Source organism: bacterium CG_4_10_14_0_2_um_filter_33_32 (assembly GCA_002792735.1).
Taxonomy (GTDB): domain Bacteria; phylum Patescibacteriota; class CPR2_A; order CG2-30-33-46; family CG2-30-33-46; genus CG2-30-33-46.
In genome coordinates, this window is record PFOW01000016.1 from 1 (window position 1) to 17,326 (window position 17,326).

Genomic DNA, 17,326 nt, shown 5'->3' on the forward strand with positions numbered 1-17,326 from the left:
AGTAGGGAATTGGGCTTCAGGATACTATGTGGGGCATTAGAGAACAAATCTTAATATTCTAATTATTCATATCTTAAAGATTCAATAGGATCTTTTCTGGATGCTCTTATTGCAGGCGCAAGACCAAATATTACTCCAACGATAAAGGATATTGAGAATGCTATAAGAATAAAATTTAAATCTATCACTGGAGAAAGTGGAGTAAAACGATCTACCGCAAAACTAGCAGCGAAAGCAAGTAATACTCCCAATAAACCACCCATAAAACTAACTACAATTGCCTCAATCATAAATTGAATCAATATATCTGAATTTTTAGCGCCCACGGCCTTTCTTATCCCAATCTCACGGGTACGTTCTGTTACTGTAACAAGCATCATGTTCATTATCCCTATTCCGCCAACAATCAAAGAAATTGCGGCAATACTAGCCACCAAGATAGTCAGGAGATCTAGTATATCTTTAGCAATACCTAAAATATCATCTTGTGTTAATACTGAAAAGTCCTCCGTACCTTTATGATTGTCTAGAATAGTTGATTTGATTTGAGAAACTGCAGCATCCACATTCTGATTTGAGTCAGCTTTGCAAATAATCCTAAAGATTTGGTCTGATTTGGTTATATCAATCGCTGTTGTTCGAGGCATCGTTGAAAAACCGGCGAAACTAAATCCTCCAAACTGAAAATTCTGTTCCTTTTTCTTGGTATAACCTATAATCTCGAGGGTCGTATCTCTAAAAGTAACCTTTTTTCCTACAGGGTCTTGATCGGAAAATAACTCATCTTTTACAGCTGATCCAATTACTACTACCTTACTCTTATTATTGATATCATCATCATTAATATATCTTCCACCACCAAGTTCACCATTCATGGCATCTGCTAAGGCTGGGGTTGAAGAAACCATTATAGCAGAAGAAGCTATTTGTTTATTATAAACAAGGGATCCGCCCAATAAAGATATCGGCGCAACATCTTTAATTTTATCAGCCTTTTTTTGAATATCTTCCACATCCTTGTTTGTAAGAGTATTCTCCCCAACTGTAGCAACCGGATTAAAACTTTTCCCTTTTTCGATCTTGCCCGGAACGACAAAAATTACGTTAGTTCCAAATGATTCAATCATCTTTGACACACTGTTTTTCGCTCCCTCGCCTATTGCTAACATTAAAACCACTGAACCAACTCCAATAATTACTCCTAAAACTGTTAAGAAAGAACGTGCTTTATTACTAAATATTGAGTTAAAGGCAATCTTAAAGTTATCGAGAAACATTTTCATCTCCTACTATAGAACCATCTTTCATTTTAATGATTCTATTGGCATATCTTGCTTTTTCTATATCATGAGTAACTAAAATGACAGTGATTCCTTCTTTATTCAAATCTTGGAAAATTTTCATAATTTCTTCGCCACGCTTTGAATCTAAGTTCCCCGTAGGCTCATCTGCTAATATAATATCCGGATTATTGGCTAAAGCTCTTGCAATAGCTGCTCTCTGTATCTCTCCTCCAGATATTTGATTAGGTCTAAATGATGATCTTCCCTCTAAGCCCACTTTTTTTAGCAATGTTAGAGTTCTTTCTCTTCTCTCTACTTTAGACACTCTTTTATAAACCATTGGTAATTCCACATTAGACAGTATAGAGATTCTTGGAATAAGATTGAAATTCTGGAAAACAAAACCAATTCTGTTTTTTCTCAAATTAGCCAGTTTTTTATCATTCATCCCTGAAACTTTTTGTCCATCAAGCTTATATACTCCGGAAGTAGGTCGCACAAGTGCGCCTATAATATTCATAAGCGTGGATTTCCCTGAACCTGAAGAGCCAATAATAGCAATAAAATCACCTTTGTTAATATTTAAATTAATATTTAACAATGCTTTTACTTGAACCGATTCACTTGTGAATGTTTCTGATATATTATTGAGCTCTATTTGAATCATCTAGTTTTTCCTTTAATTTACATTTGCGAATATACAAAATAATGATTACATGAATTCTATAAAAATAATACTACTTATCATCTAATTGGCAAATTACAATGTGATTGCACGAGATTTAATCCTATGGTTTAATATAATTAAACTAATTAGAGGTCTCTAAGTGGCTGATGCAAAAATAGAGAAATTATTAACAGAAGCAGGGGTAACAAAGGACCAGCTTACAGAAGCAACTCAGGAAAGCAAAAAGAATAAAAAACCAGTAGAGCTAGTACTAAAAGAAAAAAAGATATTATCTGAAAAAGATTATGCAAAAATAAAAGCCAGCATAGTGAAAGTCCCCTTTGTGGATCTTTCCAATTTAACTGTCGCTCAAAATATAATACAGCACATCCCTGAAGACGTAGCAAAAAAATATCACATAGTAGCTTTTGATATCGATAACAAAACAAAAACGCTTAAGGTTGCCACTACACAACCAGAAGAATATACGGTCTTGGAATTTGTCCAAAAAATAATCGGCTCAGAAATTGAACCACACATGGCAACAGCTTCTGACATTACAAAATTACTAGACCGCTATAGCGGTATACAAACAGAAGTAGAAAAAGCTATCGAAACTGACAAAATCCTGCCAGGCAGCCAAAAAGAACTGGAAAGTATAAGCGCTGTAGATATAATCAAACAAGACTCGCCAATAGCTAAGCTCATAAATACTATTTTTGAACATGCTGTTGTAGGAGGAGCATCAGATGTACATATAGAACCTACAACCAAAAATCTAGAAGTTAGATATAGAATAGATGGAATATTACGCAAAACAGTAACCTTGCCTTTAACAATAAGCAGGGCTGTTATTTCAAGAATTAAAATTATTTCCAACTTAAAAATCGATGAACAAAGACTTCCGCAAGACGGAAGATTTCATGGTATTTATGGCGACAAAGAAATCGATTTTAGAGTTTCAACCCTACCTACAGTAAATGGCGAAAAGGTTGTAATGAGAATTCTTGATAAAACTACAGCTATACTTACCTTAGAACAACTGGGCATGAGGGGCAAATCCTTTGAATTTATGCAAAAAAATATTCATAAACCCCATGGGATGACTCTCGTTACAGGACCAACAGGAGCTGGAAAATCAACTACTCTTTATGCGGCAATCGAGCTTTTGAATAATGTTGGTATGAATATTACAACACTAGAAGACCCCGTGGAATATTACATCGATGGTATAAATCAATCGCAGGTTAACGCTAAAATAGGCTTTACGTTTGCTTCAGGACTTAGGGCAATAGTAAGACAAGACCCTGACGTTATTATGGTTGGAGAAATTAGAGATCTTGAAACCGCTGATATGGCTGTACACGCAGCTTTAACCGGTCATATAGTACTTTCCACACTCCACACGAATGATGCTGCCGGAGCTATCCCCCGTTTAATCGATATGGGTGTTGAGCCTTTTCTTCTTGCATCTTCAATCAATACTATAGTTGCACAGCGCTTAGCAAGAAAAATATGCGAACATTGCAAAACAGAACTTAAAATTCCTAAAGAAATATTTCTCGAAATGAAAGATGATATTAAAACATTACCTAAAGAAGTGCAAAATAAAATTAATAGCGATTCTACTTCAGTAAGCATCTACAAGGGTATTGGCTGCAGTTTTTGCAATCAGACAGGATATAAAGGAAGAGTTGGAATTTTTGAAGTTTTATCTATTGAAGGAGCGATAGAAGAACTTATTACAAAAAAAGTGCCTTCTAGTGAAATTCAAAAAGCAGCTATGGGAATAGGCATGGTAAGCATGAAACAAGACGGAATAATGAAAATCCTAGACGGCACCACAACAATGGAAGAAGTTTGGAGAGTAACTTTAGAATAATTATCATAAATAAAGATGGACGGTTTTTTAACCCCTAAATTAATAAATAAAAAACAAATTGGATTCACCTTAATAGAAATGTTAGCGGTGATTTCAATTATCTCAATTCTGGCAGCCTTTGCTATTCCTGCATTATACTCGTGGTATTCACCAATCAAGTTAAGGGGGGTACAAAGAGATTTAATTTCAGACCTAAGACTTACTCAACAAAAAACCGTAACAAGCCAAAAAAACCATCTAATAAGATTTAACACATCAAATAACTCATACCAATTAATAAAAAAAGATGGTGGCGAAGAAATTATAAAAACAACTTTTTTATATTCAGGTATAGACTATTCAAGCATTAGTTTATCTCCTCTCCCCCTAGAAATAGAATTCAATTCCGCCGCTGTACCGAATTCTACTGGGGAAATAATACTTATAAATGGGCGCGGTGAAATTAAAAAAATAGAAATATCAGCAAGCGGTTTTGTAAAGGGAGACTAAAAAAAATAACCAAACTCCAATGACCAATACCCAAAAAAATAAAAAAATAACCAAACCTCAATCATCAAGTACTAACTTGGTCGTTGGCCATTGGTCATTAGGATTTAGGAATTCTAATAAAGGGTTTACTTTAATTGAAGTCATATTTGCTTTGGGGATTTTTGCTGTAGGAATAGTAGCCATACTTGCCCTTTTCCCTAAGGGTATAATATTAGGTAGACAATCAAAAGAAACAACAGTTGCTGCTAATCTAGCACAAGAAAAAACTGAAGAATATATTTCTCAAAATTATGACGATATCCCAATAGGAAACATAGAAGTAAGGTTAAAAGCTGACAGTGACCCAAATAGCCAGCTCTATAAATATGAAAGAAGTGTTACTGTTGAATATGTAGACTCCAATTTAAGTGTTTCTATAGCAGATACAGGATTAAAAAAAATAGTCACTGACGTCTATTGGAAGGAAAGTGGTCGAGAAAAAAGCCTACAAATTGTAAGATTATTAAACAAAAAATGAAAATAATGGGTAATAAAAAAAGTGGAATTACTATAATTGAAGTTATGATCAGCGCGTCATTAGGAGTAATGATATTGGCTATTGTATATGTAAGTTTTGTCACTGGACAGAAAGTACACAGAAAAGGCGCATTAAACGCGGAATTATCCCAAAATGGGAGGATTGCCTTAGATAGAATTAGCCGTGAGATGAGACAAGCCGAACAAATCATTACAACCCTACAACCAATAGAACCGGATCCACCACAAACAGACATTAAATTTAAAGATGGGCATATAAGTACTGTTCAATACATTAGATATTATCTATCCGGTCAAGATATCAAAAGAGAACAGGGCCATTACTTCTTCTCAACTGATCCAGATTCTTGGGTATATCATGATGCAGTCGACGGAGGAGGACAGCCGGCTACATATACAGTTGATTCTGATCAAATTATTGCCCAAAATATAAGCACATTGAACTTTTATGGTGAAAAAAATATATACATAGAACTAACCGTAGAAAAAGATAATCAAAAAATAGAACTCAGAACTGAAAATTTTGGAAGAAATTTATGAAAAATAAAATTTTCTTGGGCAAAAAAAGAGGCATCGTCTTAATTACTACGGTTTTAATTATGGTTCTGCTGCTAGCACTAGCATCTTTTTTTATAGGTACGATGACATCAGAGTTTAGAATTGCATCTGCAAATAAAGGTGGAATCATAGGTTTTTATGTAGCAGAATCTGGAGTCGAAGAAGCGATGTTTAAAGTAAAGAATGATAATACCTATAAAACAGCATTTATAAATGGTACCTTAAATTCGTCTTTTACAAGAGATCCTTACCTTGTAGCAAATAGTCTTTATACAGTTTCGATTGTTAGTATAGCTCCAGGAGAAGCACAGGTAACTTCTACGGGAAAATACAAAACTGGCATATTAACAACCCAGAGAGTAGTTAAGGCAAAAATAGTTAGAGGCACCAACTCTCAACCACTCTGGCAACATGCATTATATGGTTCTCGCCGAATCGACATATTCGCAAGCGCGCCAGATATAACAGGTGATCTATATGCTGTAGAAGATATCAATGTGTGGGGTTTCAGCCATGTTGATATTATCGGGAGTGTCTATACGATGGGCAATATAAATGTTTGGCTTTTCTCTCAATTAGATGTAACAGGAGAAAAACATTCATTAAATTATCCGCTCGCGGCAAGTTCTATAGAAATGCCTATGGTTGATTTCGACTCAGACAATCCAAGCTCCCTCTTAAATCAAGCAGATAATGTATATACGCAGCAGCAGTTTAAAGATCTTCTAATTGCAAATAATAGCCTAACACTCAACGGCATTACATATATACGCGGAAATATTGATCTAAAAAAGACACAATTAACAGTTAACGGTTTATTAGTTGCGGATGGAAATATTGATATAGGCATGACTAGTCCTGGCGGAGGAAATCCTAACCCAACCCTAACCGTAACTCATCCTGATAATACACTGTCTGGTATTTTAACAAAATCGAAAATAAATATGGGCTTACATGCCAGAAATATTTCTATCGATGGTCTTATATACTGCCTAGATAAATTCCGAACTTTTAACTTTGCCAATAATCTATCTGTTAATGGTGGGGTTATAGCAGGTGAACTGGCACTTCGGAATTTTTTTAGCTCTTTAATTTTCACCTACGATGAATCAAGAATATCCCCTATCCTTCAACTAGAAAACCCTGACTCCCCTTCCGTACAAGTTGAACATTGGGAAGAAAGCTATTAACAAACAATGGGTTAAGTATTTACTGTTATGCGTTAATTGTTATATAATTAATAAAAGATAAATATATAAATAAATGTCGGTTTTTGGACATATTTTTAATAGCATGAAATTGCCCTTTGGGTTGGATATTGGCTATACAAGCGTTAGGGCTGTCCAACTTGAAAGAAGAGGTAAATTAATTCATCTGACAAGTTATGGTGAAGTGCCTCTTGATAAAAGCGTTTTTGCTAATAATAAAATAGATACCATGGCCTTATCTTTAGCAATTAGACAAGTTATGGAAAACAGCAAGATAAATCCCATAACGTCGAAACAGGTTGTTTGTGCGTTGCCAGACTCACACATATTCACTAAAGTTTTACAATTTCCAAAAATGTTAGATGAAGAGCTTGAAGAAGTAATTAAGTTGGAAGTTGAAAAAATTATACCCTTTTCAATATCCGAACTATATTTAGATTGGGAAAGAGTAAAAACCGGAGATGATAAAAATAATGAAAAGGACAATATTCTTGTAGTTGCCGCTCCACAGAAACTTATACACAGCCATCTTGAAGCTATTAAAAAGGCGGGTTTAGAAGTTATTGCTATGGAAATAGAGCCAGCGGCTGTATGCAGGGCTCTTATCAATAAATCCGAAGGCATAAATAAGGGTATATTAATTGCAGACATAGGAGCAGATATTACCAGCATTGTTATTTATGACTTTGCCTCTATACAACTAACAGGCAGTACTCACGTTGCCGGAGATACACTAACCCAGGGCATTAGCCAATATCTTGATATAGACTTTGAAAAAGCAGAACATGTAAAAAGAAACCTTATTAACTCGGGCAAAAAAATGCATCCGAAGTTATTTAATAACCACATCAAACCCGTGCTTTCACAATTAGAAAGAGAATTATCCAGATCAATTGATTATTACGGCAACTTTGCAAAAAACCCTCATCCTATTTCTAAAATAATATTTTGCGGAGGCAATGCACATTTACCCGGAATAGTGGATTTTTTTGAAAAAACATTTAATATTAGAACTGAAATAGGTAATCCTTGGGCTAATATCACAACCTATCCATTAAAAGCAATTCCAAAATTAAAGACCAGCATATATTCAACAGCAATTGGCTTAGCATTAAGAGAATTGGTGGAAAAATAAAATGGTTAAAGTTAATCTCCTTCCGCCGAAGGAAAGAACAAAAAAACAGATCATTAGAGAAAGCTTCACAGCCATTGTGCTTTCTGTTATCGCAGTAAGCCTAATAATCGGTTTTTCTGTTTTCCTATTCATTATAGGCGGTAATTTTGACAAAGACGTTAAAGAGGTTGAAACTCAAATAGCTAACCAAAAGCAAAAAAACGATAAATACAAAGATGTAGAAAATAAAGTCTCTAAATTTAACAAAAGTATTGAAAATATTAATGAATTAAAAAAACAAGGCCTAAAGTGGTTTAATGTTTTGGAAGAAATAAAAAATAAAATACCTGCTAATATTACTGTAAACGAATTATCGGCAACACCTATACTAACTAAAAAAAGCAGCCAAGAAACCGACAGCAAAGACTCCGGGAGTCAAAATACCAAAAAATCTGTTAGCCCCCCACAACAAATACTTCTTACAATGAGAGGAGAAGCAGGTGACCTTGTTTCTATAATGAAATTTAAAGAAGCTCTTTCTACCTCAACATTATTTGATTATATAGATTTTGAATCTTCGGCATGGCAAAAAGAAAAAAACAAATATGACTTTTCATTTCAAACTAAATTAAAGTAAAATTATGGGTGAAAAAAAACTATTATATTATATTTTCGCAATCACAATAGCAATAATTGTTTTGATAGGATATTTTGCTACCTATCCTTTTATAAAAAGAATAAATGACACAAAAGACAACTTGCAGGTAAAAAAAATGGATTTAAGTTTATCGGTACAAAAAGGAATTGATTTAAAAAAATTATCAAAAACTTATCAGGAATATGAAGAACAAATTAATTTGTTAGAGAAAATGTTTCCAAAAACAAAAGATGTGGCTGATTACATTACACAAATTCAGGGCGCAATAAGTGACTCAGGTATAGCTTTATCCTCGGTAAAAGTTGCAACACAAAACAGTCAAACTAACAGTGCCACATCTCCTCAGCTTACGCAATTGACTAAAAACGGTAATTTTTACGAACTACCAATCGATATACAATTTATAGGAACTTATGACAATGCAATGAAATTTTCACAAACACTAGAAAATTTATCAAGATTTACATCTATAAAAAAGGCTAACCTAAAAACAGATGATAAGAATCATCCGGGTCAATTAGAAGGGTCAATATCAATAGTAATCTATGTGTCACCATGAATATAACATTTAGTAAAAAAAAGAGTATCTCACGTAAAGGACTTTTATGGTTTTATTTCCTTTTAATAGTAGCTATGTCTACCACACTTTTTGTCCTAACTTATCTTACTATGTATGGTCCTGCAAAAGAAGCTAATGCGCAAGAAAAAAGCACTAAAATAAACAAAGAAGGGATTAAAACAATACAAGAGTTCATCTACCTAGGCCAACCCATTGATACAACAAACGGGATAGGCAAAGATGACCCATTCCATTAATTATTATTTTATTTTTCCTAAACTTTCTTTAATTTTGATCGCTATTTTTTGACCGACGATGCTCCGAAGTTCATTTAATGGAGCTTTTTTGATATTTTCGATAGTCTTAAATTCCTTAATCAATTTGTTTTTAGTAATCCTACCTACTCCACCTATATCGTCTAAAACGGAATGCCGTGTTTTTTTGGCTCTAAGAAGCCTATGATATGTAATTGCAAAACGATGAGCCTCATCTCTAATCCTTTGTATCAATAAAAGTGCTGAATTATTTTTTGCCAGTATAACTTTTTCAAAGATGCCTTTTCCATCATCATGGATAAATAATTCTTCCTCTCTTTTTGCAATAGAAACTACATCTATCTTATCGCTAATGTTTCTTACAGTTTTTAAAGCAACTCCTAAATGGCCTTTTCCTCCATCAATCAATACCAAATCCGGAATATTTTTTTTATTGTTAAATCTTCTGTCTAAAACTTCTTTCATCATACCGTAATCATTTATACCTTTAACCAACCTGATCCTAAATCTTTTATAATTACTCTTATCAGAAACCCCACCTTTAAAATAAACTATTGAACCAACAGCCTCGCTGCCAAAAATATTGGATATATCGTAAGCTTCTATTAAATTAGGAAAATTTTTTAGCTTTAATACTTTTTTTAATTCTATAAGGCCTTGATCTGCCTTGATGCTTTCTGACTCTTCTTTTCTAAATATAGCCGTTTCTTTTACGTGCACTAACGCCTTAATTCTATCTCTAAATAATGCTGCTTTTTCAAATTGTTGATGCTTAACCGATTGATTCATTTCATCTTGAAATTCTTTTATTAACTTCCCTACTTTACCTTGAAAGAATAGCTTAATCCTTCTATAAAAATTTGCTTTTGGAAACATTTTCTCAATAATTTCCTGATGCCATCTTATCCCCGGCCTAAAAGCACCTCTTTCTGAATACTTTATAGGAAATATACGGGTTAACAGTCTTAATGCCCGTCTAATTGCCTTAGAATCAACATATGGACCATAAAAAACCATACTAGGTTTTTTATACGGTTTCCTTACTAATTTAATCTCCGGAATATTATCTTTTTTAATTTCAACATAAAGAAAGTTTTTATTGTCTTTCCATTCAACATTATATTTTGGTTGATATCTTTTAATAAATTCCGGTTCTAAAAATAATGCCTCTATCTCCGACTGACATTCTATAGAAGTAATTTTTTCTGTATTTTTTACCTTATTAAAATCTCTAGCTGATAAAGGATTTCGAAAATGAGAATTTACACGTTCTTTCAGATCGGCCGCTTTACCAATATAAATCACGTGCCTGCCTTGATCATAGAAAAAATAAACACCGGGCTTATGGGGTAGATTAATTATTTGCTGTTTAACCTTATCGCTTGTTTCATACATAATTTGTTATTATAACTCTTATAGTTATTTTATGCTTCAATTTAATCATTTTTATTCATAAATAATAGATCAATAATCGTTTATCGGTTGACACATAATATGTAAATAATTATTTTTATAGAAAATTATTTTTTAACAAATTTTTGATAAACTTTTATATAATCAGTCACCATTCGGCTTACGGAAAATTTATCTTCCACCCATTTTCTGCATGTTAATCTATCTATTTTGTCTATATCTTTTAAAGATTTTATCATACCATTCAGATTGTTTGGTTTAATTAAAAAGCCATTATGTCCGTTTTTAATGGTTTCATTAAGTGCACCTTCCGCAAAAGATATAACCGGAGTTCCACATGCATTTGCCTCCATGGGAATTAAACCAAAGGGTTCATCCCATTTTATCGTATTAAGCAAGCATAATGCATTTTTATAAAGCTGTACTTTTTTACCTTGAGATACTTCTCCTACATAACAAATATTTTTATTGTCTATCAATGGCTTAATTTCTTTTTTATAAAAATTATAGTCATTCCTGTTGTTTTTTTCTATTTTACCGGCTAATATTAATTTCCTTTTGGTCTTATTGGCAATTATTATTGCCTCTTTTGGCCCCTTCTTAGGAGTAAAACGCCCCATCCATAACAAATACTGACCTTTCCTTGCATTAAAATAAAAAGAATCAACGTCAATGCCGTTATAAACATTACCAACCCAATTAAGGTAAGGCATTGGTTCTCGCTGTGACCTAGAAATTGATATGTAATTTGCTTTTTTAAAATAATCTAAAGTAGCCTGTTTTTCCTTACCTATACTTTGAGACTTTAAAGTGCCATGATGGGGTATGCAACATCGGAATTGGAGATAAAGGGGAAAAGACATATCCATAATACTGACTGTGACTATGAATTATATCCGCTTTTATTTTTCTAGAATATTCAATGGCCTTTGAAATATTTATAGATGGCCAGTACGCATTGCTCCAAGAAACACCATCAGTATAAAGAGACCTTGGATAAACCGACATAAGCTTTGCAGATGTAACTGAGTCTCCTGTTGCAAACAAAGTCACATCATGCCCTTCTTTTACTAAGCCTTCGGTCAAAGCATAAACTATTCTCTCAGTGCCCCCATATTTTCTTGGAGGAGTTCTTTCTCATAGTGGCGAGATAATAACAATTTTCATAAAAACTAATTCCTAACTTATGTAATTTTAATATTAATTGACGATTGATTCAATGATTACTAAACAATGTATAAATTGATTAATATTAGCAATCCGCCAAATAAATTTAGCTGAAGTAAAAAGTCTAACCTCTTTTTATCTTCTCGAAAGCTTTTAAATAATTATCAACCATGCGCTGATAAGAAAATCTTTTCTCTACTTCTTTTCGGCAATCATCTCTTTTTATTTGATCTATTTTCTTAATGGCCTTGACCATTTCATCAACATTTTTAACCACAAACCCCGTTTTCCCGTTTTTGATTATTTCAGACATCGCGCCGTGATTCAAAGCTATTGCAGGGGTTCCACATGCCATTGCTTCTATTACAACAAGACCAAAAGGTTCTTCCCATGTTATAGGAAACAAAAACCCCTTCGCTTTTCTGAATAATTCTATTCTCTTTTTACCGGAAACCTCACCGATATATTAAATATTTTTATTATCTATTAAAGGAGCAACTTTGGTGCTAAAATATGGCTCTCTTTTTTTGCCTCCGGCCAAAATAAGCTTTACTTTCGCTTTTTTAGCCGGCCTGTATTGCTAAATGAGGGGTCTTATACTCACCCATAGCGCCAATAAAGAGAAAGTAATCTTCCGGCTTATCATCAAATTTGAATTCAGAAATATTGATACCGTTATAAACAGTAGCAAGATATTTTACTTTAGGGACCGGTTTTCTCTGATTATTGGATATAGTAATAATATTAGGTGATTTAAACAATTTAAGAACTTCCCCAACTTCATTAAAAATCGGCAAATGCATAATAGAAATAATAGGATTTTTTAAGTACTTAGCCAAAGGCAACATAAGATATCCGCCCCTCATATGATTAAATATCACGTCAAATTTACCATCATTTTTGGAAATAAAATCCATAACTTTTGTGATATAAGCAGTCTCAATCCTTAAAGCCCTTGCAGCCTCAGTATATGCGGTATTAAAATTTTGTTCAGAAATAGTTTTAGAAAATATTTATATAAACTTAGCTTTTGTTTTACATCTACCTGCACCAAGAAGCGTAACTTTATGCCCTCTTATTAATAGCTCATTTATCATACCTTCTGCAATGCGTTCAGTGCCTCCTTGACCATGAGCAGGAAGAGTTGTGAAGGGCGGTATCACAACCGCTATTTTTAGTTTTTTCATTGTACCTCGACTTATTTTTTGATTAAATATAATCCAGTTTTCTTCCTTTAAGCTCTTTTTTACCCGCATCAACATTAATATAGGATAATTTCTTTTTTGTTAGTTTTACTTTACCCTGATGAATATCAATCGTATTCCTGGATATTCTTTCATATCTCTGTGCTATAGTAAGCCAATTAAATTTTTCCTCAACTGTTTTTCTAGCTTCTTTAGAAAGTCTTTTTCTTAAGACTGGGTCATGGAGTATCTTGTTTACTGCATCTGCGATAGCGCTGGAAGAACGAGCTTTTACCAAAAAACCGTTTACATTATTTTTAATTGCGAGCGGTATACCTCCTCTTTTTGATCCTACAACCGGCGTACCCGAAGCCATGGCCTCTAATACCACTAGGCCTAGGGGCTCATCCCAAATAGAAGGGCATACAAAAACATCGGCCCTACGATAAAATTCTTTGAGTTCCTTTACGTATTCAGGCCCAAAATATCCCAAAAAATGAACATTCTTAATCTTTTTTTCTTTAACAATTTCTTGTAGATTTGACAGCTCGTCGCCTGATCCTAAAATATATATTTCTGCATCAATTTTAGGAGCAGCCTTTACCAAATATTCTGTACCCTTAGGTTTAGTTAGTTTACCCGTAAAAATCACTAATTTTTTATCTTTTAATTGATATTTTTTGCTAATTATCTTAATAGGAGCTTCATGTTTATATGTTTCCGAATCAACACCTCCAGGAATAATTCTTATTTTATTTGCATGACGTTTACCATAAACCCTTTGAAACCATCTTTTAGTGTCCCCTGAAACACAAATTATATATTCAGCATGATTTAGACTGTCACGAGTTAAAGTAAGATAACGTCGGTCAAGTGTAGAATTTAGAATACCAGTACCATGTTCGATCACTATATAGGGAATATTGTAGATAGAACGGATATAGCTTGCTATCCAAGTGAAGAACGAGGCATGATGAACATATATAATATCAGGCTTGAATTCGTCTACGGCCTTTAAAATTGTCTTTACAAAACTAGCTAGAATAGCATTAATCTCTTGCGGAGTTAAATTAGAATATAGCTTACAACCAGGATATTCACTATGCCCAGTTATAGCTGCAAAAAAAGGAAGCTTAGCTGTATAGATCTTTACACCTCTAATGCCTCTATCATCAGGAGCAACTATAGCTACGTCATTACCTAATTTAGCAAGCTTTTCAGCCAACTTTCTTGCATAAGTACCGGAACCAGATCCCCAAAAGGGGAATTTTAGAAGTTTTAAAATTCTCATAGTCAGTAGATTAATTATATTATGCGGGACAAGATGCAGTCAACAGCTTATATGTATTTTTTTATCGTGAAAACTTTTTAGGATATCGCTAAAGTAAGAAGTTATTTTTTTGAAAGCATCTTTTTAAGATATTGACCAGTATATGAGTTTTTGACTTTTACTACATCTTCGGGAGTACCTGCAGCTATCAAGTAGCCTCCGGCGTCTCCGCCTTCTGGCCCAAGATCAATAATCCAATCAGCGGTCTTAATAACATCTAAATTATGCTCGATGACAATAACTGTGTTTCCTCTATCAACTAATTTATGCAAAACAGATAAAAGGTTTCTTACATCCTCAAAATGCAAACCAGTAGTTGGTTCATCAAGAATATATAATGTCTTACCTGTAGATTTTCTTGATAATTCTGATGCTAATTTAATCCTCTGCGCTTCACCCCCAGAAAGAGTTGTTGCCTGCTGTCCTAAATGTATATAACCCAAACCTACTTCATTTAAAGTCGCTAATTTCGTTTTTATCGAAGGTATATGCTTAAAGAATTCCAAAGCCTGTTCAACTGTCATATCCAATACTTCAGAAATATTCTTACCTTTGTATAATATTTCTAAGGCTTCCCTATTATATCTTCTTCCCTTACATTCCTCACAAGTGACGTATACATCAGGCAAAAAGTGCATTTCAATTTTAATGACACCATCACCCCTACAAGTTTCGCAACGACCACCTTTAACATTAAAACTGAAGCGTCCGGACTTATAACCTCTCATTCTAGCTTCAGGCAATTGGGCAAAAAGTTCTCTTATAGGAGTAAATACGCCCGTATATGTAGCGGGATTAGAACGAGGAGTTCTACCGATTGGTGACTGATCAATACTAATAACCTTATCCAAATATTCATCCCCTGTAATTTCCCTAAATTTGCCTGGCACTTCCTGTGCATTATAGAATTTCATTGATAGATATTTTGATAGTATTTCATCTAGAAGAGTACTCTTGCCAGATCCGGAAACGCCCGTTATGCACACAAATTTACCAAGAGGAATTTCTATATCAACATTTTTTAAATTAAATTCTGAAGCACCAACTATTTTGATAGATTCTTTTAATCCCTTTCTTCTCTTTGAAGGAACTTCAATAACCCTATCCCCCTTAAGATATTTACCTGTTAAAGATTTTTTGTTATTTCTTATATCATCGGGGGTACCTGTAGCAATAATTCTACCGCCGTAAATACCGGCTCCGGGCCCTATATCAATAACATGATCAGCGGAAAGTATTATTTCTTCATCATGCTCAACAACTATAACCGTATTACCCAAATCCCTAAGATTCTTTAAGGTATTTATTAGCATTGTATTATCTTTTTGATGAAGACCTATAGATGGTTCATCTAAAATATATAAAACACCCATTAATGAGCTACCGATTTGAGTAGCTAATCTTATTCTTTGCGCTTCACCGCCAGACAAAGTGCTGGCTGATCTATTAAGAGTTAAATAAGATAAGCCAACATTAACTAAAAAATTTAACCTTTGATCTATTTCTTTTAATATTTGGAAAGCAATCTTTTGTTCAAAATCCTTAAATTTTATTTCCTTGAAAAATTTAATGGCTTTGTTAATCGGCATGCTTGCTGCATCAACTATAGATTTTCCGCCTATTGTTACGTGAAGCGCCTCTTTTCTAAGTCTCTTCCCCTGACAATCTGGACAAGGCATAATTCTCATATATCTTTCAATTTCTTTTCTCATATAATCTGAGTCTGTTTCCTCATATCTTCTTTTTAGGTTTGGTATTACGCCTTCATAGGTTGTGTTGATCTCTCTTACAGAGCCCATATAATCAGAATCTGCTTCAACTGTATATAGTTCATCACCAGTTCCATAAATAACCATATCTCTAATTTCCTTTGGATATTCACCCACAGGCACATCTAAGGAAAAATTAAATCGCTTTGCAACTTCCTTTAAAATCCTCTCAAACCATGTCATTCTAGCAGCTGTCCTTGTCCATGGCCTAATAGCGCCTTCTAGAATAGTAAGCCTTGGGTTTGGCAAGACAAAACTTTCCTCTACTTTTAATTTTGTACCAAGACCGGTACATACAGGACACGCTCCGTGTGGGCTATTAAAAGAAAATGTCCTAGGCTGAATTTCTGAAATATTTATTCCGCAATCAACACAGACAAATTTTTCTGAAAATAAATGTTCTTCTTCGGTATCAATATTATGAACAGTTATTTCTCCATCCCCCAGATTTAAAGCCGCTTCTATAGAATCCGCCAATCTCTTCCTATTATCAGGATCTATTTTTATACGATCTACAACAACTTCTATTGTGTGTTTTTTATTTTTATCAATATCAAATTCCTCTTCGATATCATAGATTTTTCCATCAACCCTAACCCTAACATAACCTGCTTTTTTAATTTCCTCCAATACATAACGATGCTCACCTTTTCTACTTTTAACTACTGGTGCTATAATCATTATCTTAATATCTTTAGGAAAAGATGATACCTTTTCAATGATTTGAGAGGATGTCTGTCTTTTAATTTCTTTACCGCAATTAGTACAGTGGGGCTTTCCTGTTCTGGCGAATAATAATCTAAGATAATCATAAATTTCTGTCACTGTACCCACTGTAGATCTGGGATTTCGTGAAGTTGATTTTTGGTCGATTGAAATAGCCGGCGATAAACCATCAATCTTTTCAACATCAGGTTTTTCCATTAAACCCAGAAATTGTCTAGCATAAGATGAAAGAGACTCTACATACCGCCTCTGCCCTTCTGCATAAATAGTATCAAATGCAAGAGAAGACTTACCTGATCCAGAAATACCGGTTATAACAACAAACTTATCACGAGGTATCTCAATATCTATATTTTTAAGATTATGCTCTCTTGCGCCTTTAACTATTATTTTTTCCATTATTGAATCCTTCTGTTTTAAAAAGTAGTAAAACAGAACAATTATATAATAGAAGTCAAGCCCGTTCAACCCCCTAAATCTAACCAACACAAAAATTATACTTTTAAT

The 17,326-nt window shown here is 33.8% G+C and carries 19 protein-coding genes; 9 read left to right on the forward strand and 10 right to left on the reverse strand.

Features of this window, described 5'->3' with window-relative positions:
• Positions 1-62 precede the first annotated feature (62 nt).
• On the reverse strand, positions 63-1,283 hold the full coding sequence (locus COX95_01250; protein ID PIZ86431.1) for a hypothetical protein: 1,221 nt from the start codon (positions 1,281-1,283) through the stop codon (positions 63-65).
• Positions 1,264-1,947, reverse strand: a complete 684-nt coding sequence (locus COX95_01255) for a macrolide ABC transporter ATP-binding protein (GenBank protein ID PIZ86458.1) — start codon at positions 1,945-1,947, stop codon at positions 1,264-1,266. The genes COX95_01250 and COX95_01255 overlap by 20 nt, the downstream gene beginning before the upstream one ends.
• 163 nt (positions 1,948-2,110) lie before the next feature.
• Between COX95_01255 and COX95_01260 the strand changes: the two genes are divergently transcribed.
• From COX95_01260 to COX95_01300, 9 genes are all read left to right on the forward strand, one after another.
• Positions 2,111-3,832 (forward strand): type II secretion system protein GspE, encoded by a 1,722-nt coding sequence (locus COX95_01260; protein PIZ86432.1) that lies wholly within the window; start codon positions 2,111-2,113, stop codon positions 3,830-3,832.
• A gap of 15 nt (positions 3,833-3,847) precedes the next feature.
• Positions 3,848-4,321, forward strand: coding sequence for a hypothetical protein (locus COX95_01265; protein PIZ86433.1), 474 nt, complete (start codon positions 3,848-3,850; stop codon positions 4,319-4,321).
• 19 nt (positions 4,322-4,340) lie between these two features.
• Entirely contained in the window at positions 4,341-4,838 is a 498-nt protein-coding gene (locus COX95_01270; protein ID PIZ86434.1) for a hypothetical protein, read from the forward strand.
• Positions 4,835-5,398 carry a hypothetical protein gene (locus COX95_01275; GenBank protein ID PIZ86435.1) on the forward strand — a complete coding sequence of 188 codons (564 nt, stop codon included), beginning with the start codon at positions 4,835-4,837 and terminating at the stop codon, positions 5,396-5,398. Before COX95_01270 ends, COX95_01275 begins: the two co-directional genes overlap by 4 nt.
• The gene (locus COX95_01280) at positions 5,395-6,606 is read left to right on the forward strand and encodes a hypothetical protein (protein ID PIZ86436.1); all 1,212 of its coding nucleotides are present in this window, start codon (positions 5,395-5,397) and stop codon (positions 6,604-6,606) included. The genes COX95_01275 and COX95_01280 overlap by 4 nt, the downstream gene beginning before the upstream one ends.
• Before the next feature lie 73 nt (positions 6,607-6,679).
• Positions 6,680-7,759, forward strand: a complete 1,080-nt coding sequence (locus COX95_01285; GenBank protein ID PIZ86437.1) for a hypothetical protein — start codon at positions 6,680-6,682, stop codon at positions 7,757-7,759.
• Position 7,760: 1 nt separating this feature from the next.
• The gene (locus COX95_01290) at positions 7,761-8,375 is read left to right on the forward strand and encodes a hypothetical protein (GenBank protein PIZ86438.1); all 615 of its coding nucleotides are present in this window, start codon (positions 7,761-7,763) and stop codon (positions 8,373-8,375) included.
• Between the two features lie 4 nt (positions 8,376-8,379).
• On the forward strand, positions 8,380-8,955 hold the full coding sequence (locus tag COX95_01295; GenBank protein ID PIZ86439.1) for a hypothetical protein: 576 nt from the start codon (positions 8,380-8,382) through the stop codon (positions 8,953-8,955).
• Positions 8,952-9,212 carry a hypothetical protein gene (locus COX95_01300; protein PIZ86440.1) on the forward strand — a complete coding sequence of 87 codons (261 nt, stop codon included), beginning with the start codon at positions 8,952-8,954 and terminating at the stop codon, positions 9,210-9,212. The genes COX95_01295 and COX95_01300 overlap by 4 nt, the downstream gene beginning before the upstream one ends.
• Before the next feature lie 3 nt (positions 9,213-9,215).
• On the opposite strand, the gene COX95_01305 is transcribed toward COX95_01300, so the two are convergent.
• From COX95_01305 to COX95_01340, 8 genes are all read right to left on the reverse strand, one after another.
• Positions 9,216-10,625 (reverse strand): hypothetical protein, encoded by a 1,410-nt coding sequence (locus COX95_01305; protein PIZ86441.1) that lies wholly within the window; start codon positions 10,623-10,625, stop codon positions 9,216-9,218.
• A 125-nt stretch (positions 10,626-10,750) separates the two neighbouring features.
• Positions 10,751-11,512 carry a hypothetical protein gene (locus COX95_01310; GenBank protein PIZ86442.1) on the reverse strand — a complete coding sequence of 254 codons (762 nt, stop codon included), beginning with the start codon at positions 11,510-11,512 and terminating at the stop codon, positions 10,751-10,753.
• Positions 11,430-11,741 (reverse strand): hypothetical protein, encoded by a 312-nt coding sequence (locus COX95_01315; GenBank protein PIZ86443.1) that lies wholly within the window; start codon positions 11,739-11,741, stop codon positions 11,430-11,432. The genes COX95_01310 and COX95_01315 overlap by 83 nt, the downstream gene beginning before the upstream one ends.
• 193 nt (positions 11,742-11,934) lie before the next feature.
• Positions 11,935-12,273, reverse strand: coding sequence for a hypothetical protein (locus tag COX95_01320; GenBank protein ID PIZ86444.1), 339 nt, complete (start codon positions 12,271-12,273; stop codon positions 11,935-11,937).
• Between the two features lie 100 nt (positions 12,274-12,373).
• The gene (locus COX95_01325) at positions 12,374-12,727 is read right to left on the reverse strand and encodes a hypothetical protein (GenBank protein PIZ86445.1); all 354 of its coding nucleotides are present in this window, start codon (positions 12,725-12,727) and stop codon (positions 12,374-12,376) included.
• A 96-nt stretch (positions 12,728-12,823) separates the two neighbouring features.
• Positions 12,824-13,066, reverse strand: a complete 243-nt coding sequence (locus COX95_01330; protein PIZ86446.1) for a hypothetical protein — start codon at positions 13,064-13,066, stop codon at positions 12,824-12,826.
• A complete protein-coding gene (locus COX95_01335; GenBank protein ID PIZ86447.1) occupies positions 13,020-14,285 on the reverse strand; it encodes a hypothetical protein in 1,266 nt (421 codons plus the stop codon). The genes COX95_01330 and COX95_01335 overlap by 47 nt, the downstream gene beginning before the upstream one ends.
• A 101-nt stretch (positions 14,286-14,386) precedes the next feature.
• Positions 14,387-17,218, reverse strand: coding sequence for an excinuclease ABC subunit UvrA (locus COX95_01340; protein ID PIZ86448.1), 2,832 nt, complete (start codon positions 17,216-17,218; stop codon positions 14,387-14,389).
• Between the last annotated feature and the right edge of the window lie 108 nt (positions 17,219-17,326).

Coding starts and splice junctions, on each gene's coding strand:
- COX95_01290 (PIZ86438.1), top strand. CDS start 7,761: ATGGTTAAAGTTAATCTCCTTCCGCCGAAGGAAAGAACAAAAAAACAG.
- COX95_01305 (PIZ86441.1), bottom strand. CDS start 10,625: ATGTATGAAACAAGCGATAAGGTTAAACAGCAAATAATTAATCTACCC.
- COX95_01280 (PIZ86436.1), top strand. CDS start 5,395: ATGAAAAATAAAATTTTCTTGGGCAAAAAAAGAGGCATCGTCTTAATT.
- COX95_01340 (PIZ86448.1), bottom strand. CDS start 17,218: ATGGAAAAAATAATAGTTAAAGGCGCAAGAGAGCATAATCTTAAAAAT.
- COX95_01250 (PIZ86431.1), bottom strand. CDS start 1,283: ATGAAAATGTTTCTCGATAACTTTAAGATTGCCTTTAACTCAATATTT.
- COX95_01325 (PIZ86445.1), bottom strand. CDS start 12,727: ATGGATTTTATTTCCAAAAATGATGGTAAATTTGACGTGATATTTAAT.
- COX95_01330 (PIZ86446.1), bottom strand. CDS start 13,066: ATGCGGGTAAAAAAGAGCTTAAAGGAAGAAAACTGGATTATATTTAAT.
- COX95_01270 (PIZ86434.1), top strand. CDS start 4,341: ATGACCAATACCCAAAAAAATAAAAAAATAACCAAACCTCAATCATCA.
- COX95_01275 (PIZ86435.1), top strand. CDS start 4,835: ATGAAAATAATGGGTAATAAAAAAAGTGGAATTACTATAATTGAAGTT.
- COX95_01310 (PIZ86442.1), bottom strand. CDS start 11,512: ATGGATATGTCTTTTCCCCTTTATCTCCAATTCCGATGTTGCATACCC.
- COX95_01285 (PIZ86437.1), top strand. CDS start 6,680: ATGTCGGTTTTTGGACATATTTTTAATAGCATGAAATTGCCCTTTGGG.
- COX95_01300 (PIZ86440.1), top strand. CDS start 8,952: ATGAATATAACATTTAGTAAAAAAAAGAGTATCTCACGTAAAGGACTT.
- COX95_01295 (PIZ86439.1), top strand. CDS start 8,380: ATGGGTGAAAAAAAACTATTATATTATATTTTCGCAATCACAATAGCA.
- COX95_01265 (PIZ86433.1), top strand. CDS start 3,848: ATGGACGGTTTTTTAACCCCTAAATTAATAAATAAAAAACAAATTGGA.
- COX95_01335 (PIZ86447.1), bottom strand. CDS start 14,285: ATGAGAATTTTAAAACTTCTAAAATTCCCCTTTTGGGGATCTGGTTCC.